We start from the raw sequence: 17,894 nt of genomic DNA on the forward strand, positions 1-17,894 counted from the left end.
TCTCTAAAATTATTTTCTGTTGTATACTAAATCGAAAGCTCATTCGCTAAATCATAAAGTTCTTTATTAAATGGCCGCCGTATACCATAAGCGGAATCTAACGGTCTAGCGACAACGGCTTGATCGACATAAGCAGTCATCTTATTGGATTCTTTTTCCAAAATGATCTCAACCGCTTTGCCACCCATGCCTGCGGCAATCACGGCATCTAAAGCGCTTGGGTTTCCGCCACGTTGTATATGGCCTAAAACAGTGATCCGAGTCTCAAACCCTGAACGGGTTCGCAATTCTTCTCCGATTTTATAAGCGCTTCCCACACCTTCAGAAACTAAGATAATGCTATGGTTTTTCCCACGTTGATGACCACGCTTTAATTTATCACTGATTTCATCTAGATTATACGGAATTTCAGGGACCAAGATTGATTCAGCTCCACAGGCTAAACCTGCCTGAAGTGCAATGTTTCCGCAATTTCTTCCCATAACTTCCACAATAAACGTCCGTTCGTGAGAAGACGCTGTATCTCGAATTTTACTCACGGCATCCACGACGGTATTCGTGGCTGTATCGAATCCTATTGTCAAATCAGTTCCAGCGATATCATTGTCAATAGTTCCTGGAATCCCTACAATCTGAATACCTTGAGCTACTAAAGTTTGGGCTCCGCGAAAAGACCCATCTCCTCCGATTACTACCAATGCTTCAATTCTATGCTTATGTAACTGTTCTAGAGCCTTCTGCTGTCCTTCTTGGGTCCGCATTTCTTCGGAACGTGCTGTCTTCAATATCGTTCCACCCCGAAGTACAATATCCGCAACAGAACCTATGCTCATTGCTTGAATTTCTCCATGTATAAGCCCCTCATAGCCGCGACTTACTCCATAAACCTCAAGCCCATGGTAAATCCCTTTCCTCACCACTGCGCGAAGGGCTGCGTTCATACCTGGAGCATCCCCTCCGCTAGTTAGTACCCCAATCCGTTGTATTTTACCCGACATAGTATCACCCCTTCTCATTATCTTCTTTATCATAGTTTCTACTCTAGTAAATCACATTATTTTTGTCTAATCGAGCGTTATGTGCTGTATGAGTTAAGGCCAACAAAGACAAAAGTATTAATAAACTATGCTTTAAAAGACTTTAATATTATTTCATATATTTTATATAGTTCTTGATCACTTGCCAGCTTAGCCTGGATTTTTTGATAAGAGGTTATCATGGTAGAATGTTTACGATTAAAATAACACGCGATTAACGGAAAAGAAATCTGGCAAAGAGTCCGTATCGTATATATGGCTAATTGTCTCGCTTCATTCACATTAGTCTTTCGACTTGGCCCTACCAATTCCTCAACAGAAACTTTCGTATTCTGGGAAACTATGTTGATAATATTTATTGGATCAGCAACCATTTTTCTTTTTTCTTCTTCCTTATCCCAAAAGACTTGGAAACACTGCAAGCTAAGTTCATCTTCTTCTAATTCTGCAAATTGAATAAATTGCTCAACAACCCTCATGGCATCTGCTAAATTGTCTGTAAGCCTAGCAATAACACCCACGACCAATCTGTCCATGAAAAGGTGTTTTTGATGAATATATTCGTCCAGGAAGCGCTCCATCTCATGTTCAAGAGGGCAATTAACTGGGACGACTACGCCACTCAAAAAACGAGACCCCAGCCGCTCTCCGAGAAATTCCAGCTGTGGCAGATTGGCTTCCAGTGAAATGACCATTTTTCCTCCATTTCCAATGACATATTCGTATGTGTAATGGAGTTCTTCGATCGTTTTAACTTTGCCCTCAAAAAATTGAAGATCATCAATCAGAAGCAACCGAGTAGAGCGGTACCGTTGCCGAAAAAGCTTAAGCTTGTTATCCTGAGCTGCATAAGCATACTGACGAGAAAAAGACAGAGCATCGGTAAATATAACCTCTTCATTCAACCTATTATGTTGATAAAGAGAGCGCAACATAGTTGATTTACCTATCCCCCTTGGTCCGTAAATCAGCGTAACATTTGGAGCTGCTTCTAGTCGGTAACTTCTGATCAGACGCCAGGCTCGAATATTGAATTCACTTAAAAACCAGTTCAAAGGTGCCTCTCCTTTATTTAACCTAGTAGAGATAAAAGGGTTGCCCAATCGTCAAGGCTATTATCGCATTAAATTGGAAAGGAATTTAGCCTTTCATGTCGAAACAATTCAGAAATACAGCTTCACTCTATTTCTTGAAGGGGGCACAATTGATGACAATTAATAAGCACGACAGAGCTGCTGTAAATGCCAAGAGCAATGGAGAAGGCATGTATGATATTCAGAAAATCTGCGATGCCCACATTCATCTTTTTCCCGATCGCTTAATGGGAGCGATTTTAGATTGGTTTGTGCAACGAGGTTGGACTATGCCCTATCGCCAACCCGTTGAGACCCTTTTGAATTATCTTGAAAACATTGGGGTAACATCGGCTTTTGTTTTAGGGTATGTCCACAAAAAGGATATGGCGGCAGGTATCAACTCATGGCTCAAAGATGTTTGTGAAAAGCATCCATGGTTACACCCTTTTGCTGCCCTTCATCAAGATGACACTGCGCTAGAGAAAATCTTAAGTCAAGCCCTTGATGAATGGGATTTTCCCGGTGTCAAGATTCACGCGTTTGTGCAAAATGTTGCTGCTAATGACGAACGTTTGTGGCCTATGTATGGCATGCTCAGTGAAAGGCGAAAGGGGATAATTCTCCATTTAAGTGGGCTGCCTATTGAAACCCCTAATACACGAGTTGATGCACTTCTAGATGTACTAAAGTCCTTCCCTAATCTGAAGATCACCATCGCGCACATGGGTCTTCCTAAGGACTTCTCTCTAGCTGTAAAATTAGCTGCTAACTATTCGAACGTTTACCTGGATACTGCCTATATGTTAGGTAACCCCCGCTTTCCATTGCAGGAAGACTGGCTCAAAGCAATAGACGCTAATCCAACTAAATTCATTTATGGCTCGGATTTTCCAATAATGGACTACTCCCCCCAAGATGCCATCCAAGCCGTTAACCTGCTTCCTCTTACGAAAGAAGTAAAATCACAATTGTTATGGGATAATGCCCAGAGATTTCTCCATACAGAAAAGTCATAAAGAAGACTTAGTGTTTTTTCTTTATTTCCCCTGGCCTCCAACCTCTGCCTTCTGAGCTGCTAGATATCTGTAGCACTCATCAGCAATGACCGTCAAGGACTTATTCCTACGGGTTAAAAGGTAAAAACCACGTTCAATCGAAAAATCTTGGACATTCACCCATACTAAACCTTGCTCGGCATGAGACTCTAAGGCATGTCTTGATAGAAACGAATAACCTAGCCCAGAACGAACAGCATTTTTCACACCTTCTGTACTTCCAACTTCTAAGGCTATGTTGAAGTCATTTAAATCGAGTCCGCGTTTAGTAAGCGCCTCTTCGAAGGCCCTCCGATGGCCGGAGCCGTTCTCCCGAATAATCATCGGATAATCCCGCAGCATATTAATTTCAACACTTTGATTAGTACATAATGGATGATCAGAAGAGACTACAAAACCTAGTTCATCCTTAACCCAGTATTCAGAAGTTAGTTTTTCCGTATCGAATACTGCTCCAACAACGGCAAAATCCACTTCGTGAGCAAGTGCCTTTTCTGCCATCTCTAGACTGTCTCCGATGGATAATTTGAATTGTATTTCAGGATACAGTTTTCTGAAAGAAGCTAAGAAATTGGGCAGTAAATATTCGCCTGGAATGTGTGAAGCACCGATATGGATTTTGCCATTCATTAGCCTTTCCGAACCTCCGATTTCTCGCATAAGCTCTGACCATTCATCGAGCATATGGAAGGCATGCCGATAAACTGTTTCACCCTCCGGTGTTAGCGCAAAACCCTTTCCCTTGCGATATAGCAATTTTACCCCCAGTTTCTCTTCGAGCGCCCGCATCTGATTGGAGACCGCAGGTTGGCTAATTCCTAATTTTCGCGCAACAACAGTAAAACTCTGTTCCTCTACAACTTGACCAAATAAACGCAGCAAATCTAACATATTAACCCCCTCCATCTGAGATTTCATCTTAGAACTAACGTTGGCCGAGTGGGCTTTCACCACCTAGTTAATCGCCATGCGTGGCACACTACGCAGAAGAAGAGGGCCAGGCCCTCTTCTTCTGCGATAGTGTACAATCTAGTGCCATTCAGAGTGTAACTAGAGTTGAATGGTAACTTTCTTCATCCTTTGGTCTTCTAATGGTTTATCGCTACGATCCTTCTGAACACTGACAATCCGATCGACTTCTTCCATTCCTTCGATGACTTTTCCGAAGGAAGCATACTGACCATCTAAATGAGTTGAAGCCTTAACAACAATGAAAAATTGAGAACTAGCTGAATTGGGGGCTGAGGTCCGAGCCATGGATATAACTCCACGGTCATGCCTTAAATCATTTTTAAAACCGTTGGAGGAAAATTCACCAGGAATTGTTTGTTTACTACCACCCATTCCTGTCCCATTAGGGTCTCCGCCTTGGATCATAAAGCCTGGAATGACTCTATGGAAAATGAGGCCATCGAAAAATCCTTCAGTGACGAGGGATACAAAGTTCTTAACAGTTTGAGGTGCTACCTCTGGATATAGTTCAATCTTAATCGTGTTTCCGTTTTCCATCTCTAAAGTTACGATAGGATTTTGCTTAAGTCCTTGGTCTTGTGTACTTTCATTTGTCACCTGAGTGACCTCCTTCATGTTTGGGTTTTTATGTTTAGGTTTTTATCCTATAAATTATACCACTTGACTTGGCTTTCGCCTAATGTTAAGAAGGTTTTGTTTCAGTCTACCCGACCTCGTTTCACATTATAAAGATAGATTAAGAACACAATCAGGGCAAGAACAATTCCACCTCGTGCCAAATAACGATGTAAAATAAACGTGATTTTTGCCCAGTGTTCTCCAAGGATTCGTCCCAGCGTAATAAACGTTAATGCCCATAGAAAAGCGCCCATCCCGGCTAACACTGCATACCGACCAAAATGAAGCTTACTCATCCCAGAAAAGTACGCAGTAAAATGACGAAATCCTGGAAAGAAGTACCCTATCACAATAAGTCGGTCGCCAAAATGCTGAAACCAATGTTCAGCCCGAGCGATCTTTTTTTCATTAAGATGAAGATAGGGGGCAATCTTATGCAAGAACGGAATTCCTAATCGCCTTCCAACCCAATAACTCAAGTTCATTCCTAGAAAACTACCTAAAGTAGCGACAAAAAGGGTTTCCCCATAATTCATTCGCCCCAATGTCGTTTGAAACCCACTAAACGTCATGAGAAATTCATCGGGTACCGGCACACCGACCATACCACCAATAAGTAGTAGAAATAAGCCTTCATAACGATAGTGATAAATTATATCCGTCACATAGTGCTCTAGCCCGTGCATACCCTGCCTGCCTTCCTCAATGCGTGGTTCGTGGTTCCGTCGTTCTTAGTTCGAATATAAGTAAAAAGCTGATATGTTTCAGCGCCTGCTGCGTTTGAGGCGTTTCCATACTACATAGATAACTACCAAAACAATGGCCCCTCCAACGACTATGTCGGCACGATGAAAGTAAGGTTTGAGTGAATCCCAATTCTCTCCTAATTTTTGACCCACAAAAATTAAGAGCGCACACCAGAAAAACGCGCCAATTGTCGTGTAGACTGCCATTTTCATTGGATTCATTCGCGCGATACCTGCAGGTAAAGAAATGAAAGTGCGTACGATTGGTAACATTCGACCGACAAAAACGGTTGCTTCACCATAGTGTTCAAATAAATGTTCTGTCCAAGCCAGTTCTCGGTTATTGATAAAGAAATAACGTCCATAACGTTTGAGGAACGGCAGACCTCCCCACACACCGACATAATAAGCAACAAGTGCTCCAAAAAGGTTCCCCAAAGTAGCAGCGATAGTTGCTTGCCAAAAACCAAATCGTCCTGCAAATACCATGTAACCAGTAAACGGAAGAATGATTTCACTTGGCAAAGGTATACAAGCACTTTCGATTGCCATGGCAAAGAAAACCCCAGCATAGCCGAAAGATGAAATCATATATTCAACGAATTGTCCAAGGTGCGTTAAAATCACTTCCAATGTAAACCTCCTTTACTAATCTCTGACAACCAATATTCATTCTTAAGTATCGTGGGTATTTTACCATAGACCTGTCTCCTTTGCCAATTCGACCTGAATAATTTATGTTGCCATCATTTTCGATTCGATTTTGTAGATTCTACTTACACTCTCTAAAATCCTTCAAGGTTTGCAAAGCAGACATTATTTCTAACATCTGCTTTGGTTAAGAACTAATTTGTTATTTCTCGGAAAGATTCTTACTTTTCTCCCGCTTTGCTCACCTGATGATGACTGACTAGTCCGTTGGAACAATCATAAACAACTTTTTTTGTATCTACCACTGTTTCAAGACTGACTGATTTCCCCCAGAGGAATTGAACAAGGGAAAGGGTTTTCTCAAGATAGACAATATCGAGATCAACCCCTTCATGACGGTGTTTAAGATATAGCCCGCCTTTACCCTCATAGTCTCCCTCAAGTACTACGATTCGAGGATGCCCTCCATTAACTAGTTGCTGTACCAGATTGTCACGCACTTTTTCCCATTCATTTTCGGTAACTTGCCAGTGGGCCCCAACTTTACGGAAATTGAATAAATTCAGTTCCTCCACTAGTTCGCGAGTGAGATGATTACGGATAAACGAAAGGTCGTTTTCGGTTTCGCGCAACTCAAAAATTTCGCTGAGGGCTTTATTTTTCGCCAGATGTTCCCATATCTTTACACCCAGATAGTACGGATTCATCCCCATACGCGAAGGCTGCACGACTTGACTGTGCATGAGCGCAAATTCTAGGGATTCGGCATCTGTAAGATCAAGTTCATGCATAATTCTGGCATGCCAGAATGTCGCCCATCCCTCGTTAATAATTTTTGTCTCGATTTGGGGGTAGAAATAAAACGATTCTTCCCGAACAATGCCAACTATATCTCTTTGCCATTCTTCGAGCCCCGGCGCAAATTTAATAATATAGAGTAAAAGATCTTCATGCTCTGGTTGGGACTCGCATTTACAATCATCATCTATCAGATCTCCCCATAAATCTTCATAGGGCAAAGATGCTCTTTTTGCCCTAACCTTCTTGGGAGAGTCTGCCTTACTTGGTTCCTTTGTAGTACAATTTCCTCCACAGGAACCACAAGAATGATTCCCAGAACAGGCATCACCTGGGCACTTATGCCCTTCATCTTTGAGTGGGCGATTGACCTGAGGTAAATTTTCCATTTTGCCTTTAGTACCAATATGAGATCGATAATCCACATGTTCCTGAATAGCAAGGACTGCATCCAAGGTTCGCTCAACTTTTTCTCGCCCATACAATAATTCGTATTCTCGAATTTTCTCGGCATGAGCACCCATACGCTCAACCATGTCCTTCGGCGTACGTGAAAAATAATAATTATTCTTAAAGAAGTCAACATGGGCATAAACATGCCCAATTACCAGTTTGTTTTGAACCAGTCGATTGCCTTCCAACAAAAAAGCATAAGCCGGATTAGTATTAATAACTAGTTCATAAATCCGGCTCAAATTCAAATCATATTGAGTCTTCATCCGATAAAAAGCTTTTCCGAAGCTCCAATGTGTGAAACGCACCGGCATCCCATAGGCTCCAAACGTATATAAGGCTTCCGCCGGAACGATTTCAAAATTTACCGGATAGAAATCAAGTCCCATGCCACGGGCCACTTGAGCGATATCCTGAGCTATGGAGTTTAAGGCTCGCTTCTCATTGTCCATGACTTCCCCCCTACCTTTTGCGCGTTCATCATTTCTTGGGTTAGAGCAATAGCTACACTCTTGGGCTAAATTTTAGGAAAAAACCGTCTTGAGAGCGGCATACACCTCATTGCGGTCTCTGATCGTCACCAAGCGTAGTTTTGGGTCCGTAATGCGTTTTAATGTTGACATTAGGGTACTCGAATAATGCGTTCTTAAGATCTCTCCGTAGCCTACAACCCGACTTACTTCGACCAAACGTTGCATTAAGGACAGCGCTCTGGAATTATCCGAACCAATATTATCGCCATCTGTAAAATGAACGGGATAAATATTATAATGAGCCGGAGGATATTTGGTTTCAATTAAATCTAAGGCATATTGATACACTGAGGAACAGCGGGTTCCGCCACTTTCCCCGCGCGTAAAAAATTCAGCCTCGGTTACTTCTTTGGCCTCGGTATGATGCGCTAGAAAACGTATCTCCACATTTTCATACTTTAAACGTAGGAAACGCACCATCCAAAAGAAAAATGTCCGAGCGATATATTTTTCAAATTGCCCCATTGAGCCAGAGGTATCCATCATCGCCAGAATTACAGCATTCGTCTCAAAATTTGGCCGAGTCTCCCAAGTCTTAAAGCGCAGGTCTTCAGGGGAAATTTTTAATCTGGCATCTTTCTCCTGTTTTTGAGAAAAGGCCTGCCTCTTGATACTTTCCAGCAGCGTGCGCTTCTTATCAACATTCGCCATTAGCCCTTTTTTTCGAACATCGTTGAATTCCGGACGATCATGAGCAATAAGAGGTCTTTTTTTATCGTCCAGATTGGGTAACTTTAGTTCTTCGAACAGAATATTTGCTAAGTCCTCATAAGTGACTTCTGCTTCATAGATATCTTGACCTGGTTCTTCACCAGCTCCACTCCCAGCAGCGCCTTTGCCCTTGGCCTGATCACGCCCCAAAATTTCACCCGGAACCATCTTTTTAGTCCCCTGTCCGGTATGATTCTTTTTATTAAAATCATACCGGAAACGAAATTCTTCCAGAGAACGCATGGGAATTTTAGTGCTCTTTTTGCCATCCGTTAGGATGATACTTTCATCAACAATCAAATCACCGAGTTGTTGCTTAATGACTTCCTCAACTTTTTCCTTGTGCCTTGTTTGGTCTAGATACCCTTTGCGATGCAAACTCCAGTCATCACGACTCACAATGATGTCATCTGCCACGTTTATCCCCCTTCCTCTCTATCGGTTAAGGAGGGCCCCTACATACTTCACAATCTCATTGGCACAGATTGGGCAGTATCCATGCTCATTAACGAGACGATCCATAACATTATTGATTTTTAACAATTGCTCTTGATCTGGATGTTCAACAGAGGTAGTGATCTTTACTATATCCTTCAAATCAGCAAACAATTTTTTTTCAATGGCTTCCTTCAACCGTTCATGGGACGTATAACTAAATACTTTCCCTTTGCGGGCATACATCGAAATCCGAATGAGAATTTCCTCACGGAAGGTTTTCTTAGCATTTTCTGAAACCCCGATTTGTTCTTCAATACTGCGCATTAGTTGCTCATCGGGAGCTAATTCTTCACTGGTAATTGGGTCAAACAGCTTGGTAGAATTGCAAAATGCCTCAACATTATCCAGATAATTGTTCAATAACGACTTTGCAGATTCTTCATACGCGTAGACAAATGCCTTCTGGACCTCTTTCTTGGCCATTTCGTCATACTCACGCCGAGCAACCGCAATTAGATTGAGAAGATTCTCCTTTTCCTCTTTCATGATCGAGGTATGCTGAGCTAGCCCATCTTTAATAGCCCTCAAAATATCTAATGCGTTAATACACGCATGCTGATCTCGAATCAAAGCTGTTGAAATTCGATTGATCACATAACGTGGATCCACGCCATCCATTCCTTCGCCTTGCTCGTCTCCCTCCATCATTAACTCTTTGATATCCTTTTGATTAAATCCTTCCACATCCTCGCCGTCATAGATCCGCATCTTTTTAACAAGATCCATCCCTTGTTTCTTTGATGGCTTTAAGCGAGATAGGACACTGAAAACAGATGTGGCCCAGAGACTGTGAGGAGCAAGGTGCACATTTTGGATGTCACTTTGGCTAATCAATTTTTCATAGATTTTTACTTCATCACTTACTTTGAGATTATAAGGAATGTGCATAACAATAATTCTGGACTGTAGGGCTTCGTTTTTCTTATTTGCTATAAACGCCCGATATTCATTTTCATTGGTATGAGCAATTACTAGCTCATCCGCAGAAATAAGCGCAAATCTCCCAGCTTTGAAATTTCCCTCCTGGGAGAGGCTTAGAAGATTCCAAAGGAACTTTTCGTCGGACTTCAGCATTTCTTGGAATTCCATGAGGCCTCGGTTGGCCTTGTTGAGTTCTCCGTCAAAACGATAAGCACGCGGATCAGACTCTGATCCGTATTCAGTAATCGTCGAAAAATCAATACTACCGGTTAAATCGGCGATATCTTGTGACTTAGGGTCCGAGGGGGTAAACGTGCCAACTCCTACTCTTTGCTCTTCTGAGAAAAGAATTCGTTTCACAGGAAAACTCTCAACTTCACCGCCAAATTCCTCTTCCAAACGCAAACGGCAAACTGGGCAGAGGTTTCCCTCGATCCTGATACCATACTTCTGTTCAAACTCTTGACGTAAGGACAGTGGCAACAGATGCAGGGGATCCTCATGCATCGGGCACCCATCAATAGCGTAAACTGCTCCTTCCTCAGTTCTAGTGAATTCTTCAAGTCCACGTTTCAAAAGACTAACAATTGTCGATTTACCACCACTTACTGGCCCCATTAACAATAAAATACGTTTGCGGACATCTAACCGTTTTGCAGCACTATGAAAATACTCTTCGATAAGACGCTCTAACGTCTTATCTAGCCCAAATAGCTCCTTGTCAAAAAAATTGTATTTCTTCTGATCTCCGTTTGTTTCAACTCCAGCCGCTTTGATCATCGCATAGATTCGAGCATGCGCATGCAATGCCAAGTTAGGGTTTTTAGTAACCATTGACAAGTAATCACCAAACGTACCGCTCCATGCCAGAGCGGCCTCATTTTCGCGATATTCACGCAACCACTTTATGACTTCCATGGTAGCCCTCCCTTCTCTAACCTCAAGCAAGACCTGTCGGGTCATATTTAAGTATATGCCTACTCTTGGAAGATAAGGCATATACTTATGGATGAAAATGAAAAGAACACCTCAATAAATTGAGATGTTCTTTTCTTTGAACAAAACAATTATTCAATTTTTTTCAAATCCCAGGGGTCGTAGGCAAATTCCCCACGCATAATATCTAAACGAGCTACAATATAGTCTCCTTTCTCATCACGATCGAGGCGAACAACAGTACCCAAGCAACGGTTACATGTGATAACACGATCTCCTATTTTAAACTGTTGTTGGCGACGATGGAAAGAGCGCGGTTCGGGTTCACGCATTATGATTGCCAATCTGTGATACCCTCCTTTTATCTATTTCGCTATTAACCATTTTTATATTAGCATAACTGGCTCCAGAAATCTAGATAAAATTAGAATATTCATAATATTATATTTTTATAGACCTTTTCATATTTTCATATTTTGAAAGGCCTAGCATTCGCTAGGCCCTTAATAACTAATAACTTAACTTAATACATGTGTAAATACTGGTCAAGTTCCCACTGAGTGACTGTGACTTGAAAACTCTCCCATTCCTCGGTCTTCGCCTCGATAAAGCGATTATAGATATGATTACCAAGTGCTTCACGGATGGCAGGAGCCTTACTTAGTTCATCTAATGCTTCTTTTAAACTTCCCGGTAGGGAAACGATCCCCAGGTTTTCGCGTTCTTCTCGGGTCATAGAGTAAATATTTAGATCGACTGCAGGTGGTGGCGTTAGTTTGTTCTTAATACCTTCCAGCCCCGCCTTAAGTTGGACTGCAAGGGCTAAGTAGGGATTACAAGAAGGATCTGGACTCCGAAGTTCAATGCGGGTGGAAGAACCTCTTTTAGCAGGTATACGAATCAAGGGACTTCTATTTCGTCCGGACCATGCTACATAACATGGTGCTTCATAACCCGGCACAAGTCTTTTATATGAATTGACCGTTGGGTTCGTGATGGCTGTTAGAGAATGAGCATATTTCATAAGTCCAGCTATATAATTGTAAGCGATTTCGGAAAGCTCCATCGGATCATTGGGATCATAGAAGGCGTTTTTGCCATTCTGAAAAAGTGATTGATTACTGTGCATTCCTGATCCATTAATCCCAAAAATAGGTTTAGGCATGAATGTAGCATGTAAACCGTGATGCTGAGCAATCGTACGTACAACGAAACGAAACGTAGCCATTTTATCTGCAATATCCAGAGCATCTGAATATTTAAAATCAATCTCATGTTGTCCGGGCGCCACTTCGTGATGAGAAGCTTCAATCTCATAGCCCATTTGTTCTAACGTTAAAACCATATCACGACGTGCATTCTCGCCAAGATCAATCGGTGTTAGATCAAAATAACCAGCTTTATCGTGTGTAGTTGTCGTTGGTCGTCCTTCAGCATCCGTATGGAAGAGGAAGAATTCCAATTCCGGTCCGACATTCATAGCATACCCCATTTCAGAGGCTTCTTTTAAGACTCTTTTCAAGGCATTGCGTGGGCATCCCACAAAAGGGGTTCCATCGGGGTTATAAACATCACAAATGAGCCGAGCGACTCCTCCCTCTTTGGGGCGCCAAGGAAAAACAACGAAGGTATTAGGATCTGGTCTCAAATACATATCGGATTCTTCAATGCGGGCAAATCCTTCAATTGACGAACCGTCAAACATCATCTCCCCATCTAGGGCCTTTTCCAGCTGCTCAATTGTAATGGCCACATTCTTAAGAATTCCAAAGATATCTGTAAACTGCAACCGAATGAACTTAACCCCCTTGTCATGTGCTTCCCGCAAGACGTCTTCTTTGGTCATCATCATAATATTAATCTCTCCCTTCCACTCTTAAAAAATGAAAAACGTCCATGCGTCAACCCTGAATGGCTCAGCATGGACAATACTTTGTCCTAAACCTTATAAGGATAGTATATCCATTGTTATTTCAATTTACAATGGTTTGGCTTGAGTTTAATACTCAATCCCCTGGCGCGCCATAATCCCTTGCTCAAAAGGATGTTTTTTTAGGACCATCTCCGTTACAAGATCTGCTCTTTCGATTATTGGCTGCGAAGCATTTCGGCCAGTTAAAACCACTTCAACATGAACTGGCTTCTTACTCAGTAAATCTAGAACCTCGCTTTCAGGTATTAGATCAAACCAAAGCGCATTAATGACTTCATCAAGAATTACAATATCCCATTGTCCCGAAAGAATGATGTCCTGTGCCCTTAAAAAGCCCTTACGAGCTTCGAGGATGTGTTCTTCCTGATGTTCTCCCTTATGAACCCAACCTTGTCCTCCAAAGTGTTCATGTTGACAGTCTGGCGACAAACGTTTCAAGCCTTCTAACTCTCCGCAGTCGTCTCTCCCTTTCATAAATTGAATAATATAAACCCGAAAACCATGACCAACCGCACGGATTGCCAAACCAAAGGCAGCAGTTGTTTTTCCCTTACCATTGCCAGTATAAACTTGTACTAATCCTTGTGTAAGATTTGACATTATAGCACACCCCGTATCCATTTTTCAAGTTGTGGATGTATATAAACGACCTTTGGTGACGTTAGTATTTCAGGAAACCTTTCAAGAGTTTGCCGATTGAAGGCAATAGAAAAAAACAATTTGATTGCCGACTTCTCATCAGTCGCTCTTAATTCCACCTTATCTGGATAGAAGTAATAGGAATAATTCCCATCTCGCCAGGAAATTTCTACATCTCCAAGTTTGACACGGATCATTCCAAATTCCTCGACTTTGACAGATTTTACGCCTGTAAATGGTTGTCTTAAGTACTCCGCTTCCAGCGCAACCTGTCCAACTTTAAATTGAGATTCTAGTAGTTGTTCAACAATGAGTCGAGCTGGAATAGAAATATCTTCAAAAACCCGACGCTCACTCATTAACTCATCAAAGAGTCGCTCAAATTTTCGGACATGGATCGAACGAACTTTTTGAGCCTTCTTTAAGGCTGTTTCAAAGGTGTGATACACGTCTTCCAAGCATTCGAGGAGTATCGCATCTTCCTCTCGCATATTGATTCCCCCTCATCCCCGTCCCTCCTTTTGATCGGAGGAGAGTTTCTATAATGCTATTTTATCTGAACCTCATTGATTTATAAAGCCTACTTTTCAAAATATTTAGGAAAACGACTTAAATTACTTCTTCTGGCGCAGACGTTTGGAAACGCGCTGGACACTTGTCTCGATCCAATCTGTCGCTATTGCTGCATCTCGTCCCAATTCAAGAGCCTTCCAGTAACATTCTAAAGCATCTCTAAAGTTACGACGCTTTTCATAAAACTCCGCTAAACGCACCAGGGCTTCTAGTGAAAATTCTCTATGAAATTGAGCTTTATCTTCTGATTCAACTCGAGCTTTTTGTGGCACAACCTTACTCTCTCGAATTTCTTTAAGAGCAGTTAGTGCTTCATATACTTCACCAATCCGCAGATTGTCTTCTATCGATTCGAAAAGACTTAAGGCTTTTAAATAATAAACTTCAGCCTTAGCTAAATCCATTGAAAGAAAGAATAAGCCCGCTAAACTTTGAAAACGCAAGGCTAGGTCAAAATTATGATCTGGATAAAACTGAATCGATAATTCAAGGTAATATTTCGCCTCTTCATAGTTTTCTAAGATTTGCTCAATTTTACTCAAGAAAAAACAACTTTCACTAAATACATTGCTACTATCAAATTTTAAACACAGGGCCACTGCCCTTTGTTGACATTCAAAGGCTAAGAGCATTTCATTTTGATCAAAGTAGAGAAACGCCAAATATTGCAGAGTATTTGACAAAGCGATCAGATCCTCTATCTGAGCAAAAATTTGGCACGCATTCTTTAAGTTTAGCGTAGCTTCCTTATTATTCCCTTGTCGAAAGCACAATTCTCCTAAGAGAACATCCAACTCTCCTTCTCCTTTAGGAAACCCATTGGAACGGCAGATTTTATGTGCCTCCTCATAAGCTCTCTTGGCCATTGCCCAATCTTTGAGGGTAGCATAGACTTGGCCCAGGTCAGCATAGAGCATGCCCAACCTTAACGGTGGAGATGAACTCGGGTACACAGATATTGAAAGCTCATATTCCCTGCTAGCGTCTCCAAGCATACCCTTCTTAACTGAGACACTGGCTAACCCTGCCCATGCTTCGGACATTCCTTTCGCATTCTGAATCTCTTGGCAAATACGTAATGCTTCTTTGAAACCCTCTTCTGCAAACTCTAAATTTCCTAAACGCACTCTCACTGTCGCTAACAGTCTTAGCGTAAATGCGACGATTTCCGGTACGGTTAATTGATACGCCTTTAAGAGGCCCTGCGTATAATACTCTTCAGCTTTAAGGTACTGTTCTTCTCCAAGACACTGTGTTCCAACCTCCATAAGGTTCCGCCAAACGGATAATTCCCCATCGTACATATTATCGCCTCCGTGTCTGTTCCATCATATGCACGAGTCGATTCTTTGGGCATCAATATTTAAATTCAAGCTGGAGCTTCTCTTCACAGCACAGCATTTGAATAGCCATAAAATCAAAGGAAATTAAGGACGAACCTTATTGTAACCTAGACATAAAAGTCGAAATATGATAATCTAATTTTAGGTTCAAGAAGGGAGTGTTTGGCCTTGAATACTTATCGTCCAACTCAATCTTCAAATTATTGGATGGTTGCACTCAAACTTCTCATACTCATTCTGGGTCTCTATTTCTCTGCCTTGATCTTAGGTAAAGTATTCACGTGGGTATTTGCAGTTGCCTTTTTCCTAATACGCTTTATCGTTTTTGTTGGCGTCTCCTTTGTTGTCGTTCATTTTTTTCTTAAATTATTATTTAAAATTGATCTCTTCAAGTTAGTGTTGGGTGGACGATATAAGAATCGTTAGGGGTATCAAATTTACTTAAGCTTAACCAGATTTTAATAAGATAACAATCTTTTCCAAATCGAACGCCTTAAAAGGGCGTTTTTTTGTTTTACCCTCATGATCTGGCTTTCTAACGAATATCTTTTACTCAAAGGAGGAATGCCAAATGCAAATTATAATCTTCAAACGTCCATCATGGCGAAATATTGCCCTCTGGGGGATCCTCTTGTTCATCTTGATTGCTTACCGTGAAAATGTCACTTCTGTTTTTTCTGGAAAGTTAAAGCCAATTTACTCCACAAACGTCAACACCCAGGCAATTGGACTGACCTTTGATATCAGTTGGGGGGAGAAGACAGCCGAACCAATACTTGATATTCTCAAACAGGAAGGCGTTCATGCCACATTTTTTCTTTCGAGTCCATGGGCAGACAAACATCAACAATTAGTGCAACGAATGGTGGCCGATGGCCATGAGATCGGATCACACGGCAACCGTCATATTGATCTCAATACTTTAGGATCAGGCGAGATAGAACATGAAATTACTACTGCCCAACAAGTCCTTGAGCAAATATCCGGTCAGAAAGTCCGATTGATCCGGGCACCCAACGGAGCCTATGATAATAAGGTCATATCCACCGCCAACAAGCTGGGTTATCGAGTTATCCAATGGAGTGTTGATTCTCTAGACTGGAAACGGCCCGGCCCTGGCGCTGTCATTAATAATGTACTCAACGGGATACACTCCGAAGGTGGGGCGAAAGCCGGGGACATTATTTTATTTCATGCCTCAGACTCAGCGCCAGATACTATTCAGGCCTTGCCGACGGTCATTCAACGCCTCAGAACTAAAGGTTACACCCTCATCCCAGTAGGACAATTGCTTTCTGAAGCAAACAGCACTTGGCCACCTGAAAGTAATCTTAAAGAAGAACCTAGTTCAACCAATAAATAAGTGCCGTTATTCAACGTTTTCATCCACGACAGATCGCAAGAGTTGATCCGCTTTTTGTCGATCTATGACCTGCGCCACTGCTTTTTGGGCATCTGCTTTTAACTCTCCCTCAAGCCCACTGTTCATAGCACGTTCAAGCAAGTTCTTACCTTCTTGCTGCTGACCTTTACTTAAAGCTTGAATTCCATTCACATAGTCGATACAACCATCCCCTCCGGGGAGCTCCTTGAGAGAGGCTAGGCTAGCAGTCAACTCCTGCAGATTATTTTCATGTAGGGCAAGGACCGCCCTTTTGGTTTCAAACAACGTAGTTCTAGACCGCCAGGTTTGAGTAACTATTGAATGACATAACTCTACGGCTTTTGCCCACTGTCCTTCTCCTACAGCGACGTCAAAAGCTACAGTAAGGCAGGCCGGATTATGAGGTTCTAGTTTCTGGGCCTCTTCGAGCTCAGCCCTGGCTGCCAGTTGATCACCCATGCTCATTGCAGCTTGAGCTAGTACTAAATGTCTTAAAGTCTGCTCTTGTATCGGTAATTTATTCCAATCCACTTCTGTCTCTGTCTCGGCCAACTGACTACGTGACTCTTCTGCATCACCATTTTCTAAGGATGTGAGCCCTTGCCCCAACTGACCCAAGGGCGTCTTACCCATGGGGCCAAGGACATCCTGCGCTTCCGTGATTTTCCCGTTCTTCAAGTAATACAAAAACAACCAGAATCTGTGCTGTTCGTCTTGATACATGGTCAGTTGAGACTCTAAGTCCTTACTCTCCACATTAAGTTCAAGTTCCAGCCATAAATTTGCCTCTTTCAACAATTCCAGTTTATTTAATAGGCCCCCATGTGCATTCCACCACTGCAGTTCATCCCTCACCTTTGAAACGTCATAAACACTTTCAGCTTGTCTTAATTGCTCCAGACGCCATAAAAAAGGCCCACAACTAAGCATAAAAATGATAGACAATAAAAGCAAAAACGTGGCCTGTCGACGTCTTCTAAGACCATGTTTGCGCCGTTTTGACAATCCTATCCCTCG

General features: G+C 42.0%; 18 protein-coding genes. 3 read left to right on the top strand and 15 right to left on the bottom strand.

The genetic code is table 11. From position 1 onward, the window contains the following. Window positions 1-26 precede the first annotated feature (26 nt). Together pfkA and DOT_RS17445 are read right to left on the bottom strand one after the other, a co-directional pair. Window positions 27-998, bottom strand: a complete 972-nt coding sequence (gene pfkA / locus DOT_RS17440; RefSeq protein WP_009621519.1) for a 6-phosphofructokinase — start codon at window positions 996-998, stop codon at window positions 27-29. Window positions 999-1,123: 125 nt separating this feature from the next. Next, window positions 1,124-2,092 (bottom strand): DnaA/Hda family protein, encoded by a 969-nt coding sequence (locus DOT_RS17445; protein WP_009621521.1) that lies wholly within the window; start codon window positions 2,090-2,092, stop codon window positions 1,124-1,126. A 152-nt stretch (window positions 2,093-2,244) separates the two neighbouring features. On the opposite strand from DOT_RS17445, the gene DOT_RS17450 reads away from it, so the two are divergent. Continuing rightward, a complete protein-coding gene (locus DOT_RS17450; RefSeq protein WP_009621523.1) occupies window positions 2,245-3,129 on the top strand; it encodes an amidohydrolase family protein in 885 nt (294 codons plus the stop codon). A gap of 21 nt (window positions 3,130-3,150) precedes the next feature. Here the strand turns inward: DOT_RS17450 and DOT_RS17455 are convergent, their stop codons facing one another. The 12 genes from DOT_RS17455 to DOT_RS17510 all read right to left on the bottom strand — a co-directional run bounded on the left by DOT_RS17455 (window position 3,151) and on the right by DOT_RS17510 (window position 15,454). Next, entirely contained in the window at window positions 3,151-4,059 is a 909-nt protein-coding gene (locus tag DOT_RS17455; protein ID WP_009621526.1) for a selenium metabolism-associated LysR family transcriptional regulator, read from the bottom strand. A 159-nt stretch (window positions 4,060-4,218) separates the two neighbouring features. Beyond that, on the bottom strand, window positions 4,219-4,737 hold the full coding sequence (locus DOT_RS17460; RefSeq protein ID WP_040412649.1) for a peptidylprolyl isomerase: 519 nt from the start codon (window positions 4,735-4,737) through the stop codon (window positions 4,219-4,221). A 101-nt stretch (window positions 4,738-4,838) separates the two neighbouring features. Beyond that, entirely contained in the window at window positions 4,839-5,444 is a 606-nt protein-coding gene (locus DOT_RS17465) for a DedA family protein (RefSeq protein ID WP_009621530.1), read from the bottom strand. 78 nt (window positions 5,445-5,522) lie between these two features. Continuing rightward, window positions 5,523-6,137 (bottom strand): DedA family protein, encoded by a 615-nt coding sequence (locus tag DOT_RS17470; protein WP_009621532.1) that lies wholly within the window; start codon window positions 6,135-6,137, stop codon window positions 5,523-5,525. Between the two features lie 239 nt (window positions 6,138-6,376). Then, entirely contained in the window at window positions 6,377-7,858 is a 1,482-nt protein-coding gene (locus DOT_RS17475) for a SpoVR family protein (RefSeq protein ID WP_009621534.1), read from the bottom strand. 72 nt (window positions 7,859-7,930) lie between these two features. Then, window positions 7,931-9,067, bottom strand: coding sequence for a sporulation protein YhbH (gene yhbH / locus DOT_RS17480; RefSeq protein WP_009621536.1), 1,137 nt, complete (start codon window positions 9,065-9,067; stop codon window positions 7,931-7,933). Between the two features lie 18 nt (window positions 9,068-9,085). Next, window positions 9,086-10,987: a PrkA family serine protein kinase gene (locus tag DOT_RS17485; RefSeq protein ID WP_009621538.1), complete on the bottom strand. Its 1,902-nt coding sequence runs from the start codon at window positions 10,985-10,987 to the stop codon at window positions 9,086-9,088. Between the two features lie 149 nt (window positions 10,988-11,136). Next, complete coding sequence (locus tag DOT_RS17490) at window positions 11,137-11,337, bottom strand: hypothetical protein (RefSeq protein WP_040412679.1); 201 nt, start codon at window positions 11,335-11,337, stop codon at window positions 11,137-11,139. A gap of 191 nt (window positions 11,338-11,528) precedes the next feature. Then, entirely contained in the window at window positions 11,529-12,857 is a 1,329-nt protein-coding gene (gene glnA, locus DOT_RS17495) for a type I glutamate--ammonia ligase (RefSeq protein ID WP_040412652.1), read from the bottom strand. Window positions 12,858-13,004: 147 nt separating this feature from the next. Further along, complete coding sequence (gene cobO / locus DOT_RS17500) at window positions 13,005-13,538, bottom strand: cob(I)yrinic acid a,c-diamide adenosyltransferase (RefSeq protein WP_009621544.1); 534 nt, start codon at window positions 13,536-13,538, stop codon at window positions 13,005-13,007. Beyond that, window positions 13,538-14,068 carry a hypothetical protein gene (locus DOT_RS17505; protein WP_009621546.1) on the bottom strand — a complete coding sequence of 177 codons (531 nt, stop codon included), beginning with the start codon at window positions 14,066-14,068 and terminating at the stop codon, window positions 13,538-13,540. Before DOT_RS17505 ends, cobO begins: the two co-directional genes overlap by 1 nt. 123 nt (window positions 14,069-14,191) lie before the next feature. Next, window positions 14,192-15,454, bottom strand: a complete 1,263-nt coding sequence (locus tag DOT_RS17510) for a tetratricopeptide repeat protein (protein ID WP_009621547.1) — start codon at window positions 15,452-15,454, stop codon at window positions 14,192-14,194. Between the two features lie 207 nt (window positions 15,455-15,661). Here DOT_RS17510 and DOT_RS17515 point away from each other — a divergent pair, with 207 nt between their 5' ends. Next, a complete protein-coding gene (locus DOT_RS17515) occupies window positions 15,662-15,919 on the top strand; it encodes a hypothetical protein (protein WP_009621549.1) in 258 nt (85 codons plus the stop codon). 145 nt (window positions 15,920-16,064) lie between these two features. Continuing rightward, window positions 16,065-16,856 (top strand): polysaccharide deacetylase family protein, encoded by a 792-nt coding sequence (locus tag DOT_RS17520; protein ID WP_009621551.1) that lies wholly within the window; start codon window positions 16,065-16,067, stop codon window positions 16,854-16,856. 6 nt (window positions 16,857-16,862) lie between these two features. Here the strand turns inward: DOT_RS17520 and DOT_RS17525 are convergent, their stop codons facing one another. Next, window positions 16,863-17,882 (bottom strand): hypothetical protein, encoded by a 1,020-nt coding sequence (locus DOT_RS17525; RefSeq protein WP_040412654.1) that lies wholly within the window; start codon window positions 17,880-17,882, stop codon window positions 16,863-16,865. Window positions 17,883-17,894: the final 12 nt, after the last annotated feature.

Origin of the sequence: Desulfosporosinus sp. OT, assembly GCF_000224515.1 — a bacterium.
GTDB lineage: Bacteria > Bacillota > Desulfitobacteriia > Desulfitobacteriales > Desulfitobacteriaceae > Desulfosporosinus.

What these genes read in the sequence shown, in the direction of transcription:
- DOT_RS17455 (WP_009621526.1), bottom strand. Translation starts at nt 4,059, where the DNA reads ATGTTAGATTTGCTGCGTTTATTTGGTCAAGTTGTAGAGGAACAGAGT.
- cobO (WP_009621544.1), bottom strand. Translation starts at nt 13,538, where the DNA reads ATGTCAAATCTTACACAAGGATTAGTACAAGTTTATACTGGCAATGGT.
- DOT_RS17465 (WP_009621530.1), bottom strand. Translation starts at nt 5,444, where the DNA reads ATGCACGGGCTAGAGCACTATGTGACGGATATAATTTATCACTATCGT.
- DOT_RS17475 (WP_009621534.1), bottom strand. Translation starts at nt 7,858, where the DNA reads ATGGACAATGAGAAGCGAGCCTTAAACTCCATAGCTCAGGATATCGCT.
- DOT_RS17505 (WP_009621546.1), bottom strand. Translation starts at nt 14,068, where the DNA reads ATGCGAGAGGAAGATGCGATACTCCTCGAATGCTTGGAAGACGTGTAT.
- DOT_RS17510 (WP_009621547.1), bottom strand. Translation starts at nt 15,454, where the DNA reads ATGTACGATGGGGAATTATCCGTTTGGCGGAACCTTATGGAGGTTGGA.
- DOT_RS17450 (WP_009621523.1), top strand. Translation starts at nt 2,245, where the DNA reads ATGACAATTAATAAGCACGACAGAGCTGCTGTAAATGCCAAGAGCAAT.
- DOT_RS17490 (WP_040412679.1), bottom strand. Translation starts at nt 11,337, where the DNA reads ATGCGTGAACCCGAACCGCGCTCTTTCCATCGTCGCCAACAACAGTTT.
- DOT_RS17485 (WP_009621538.1), bottom strand. Translation starts at nt 10,987, where the DNA reads ATGGAAGTCATAAAGTGGTTGCGTGAATATCGCGAAAATGAGGCCGCT.
- glnA (WP_040412652.1), bottom strand. Translation starts at nt 12,857, where the DNA reads ATGATGATGACCAAAGAAGACGTCTTGCGGGAAGCACATGACAAGGGG.
- pfkA (WP_009621519.1), bottom strand. Translation starts at nt 998, where the DNA reads ATGTCGGGTAAAATACAACGGATTGGGGTACTAACTAGCGGAGGGGAT.
- DOT_RS17520 (WP_009621551.1), top strand. Translation starts at nt 16,065, where the DNA reads ATGCAAATTATAATCTTCAAACGTCCATCATGGCGAAATATTGCCCTC.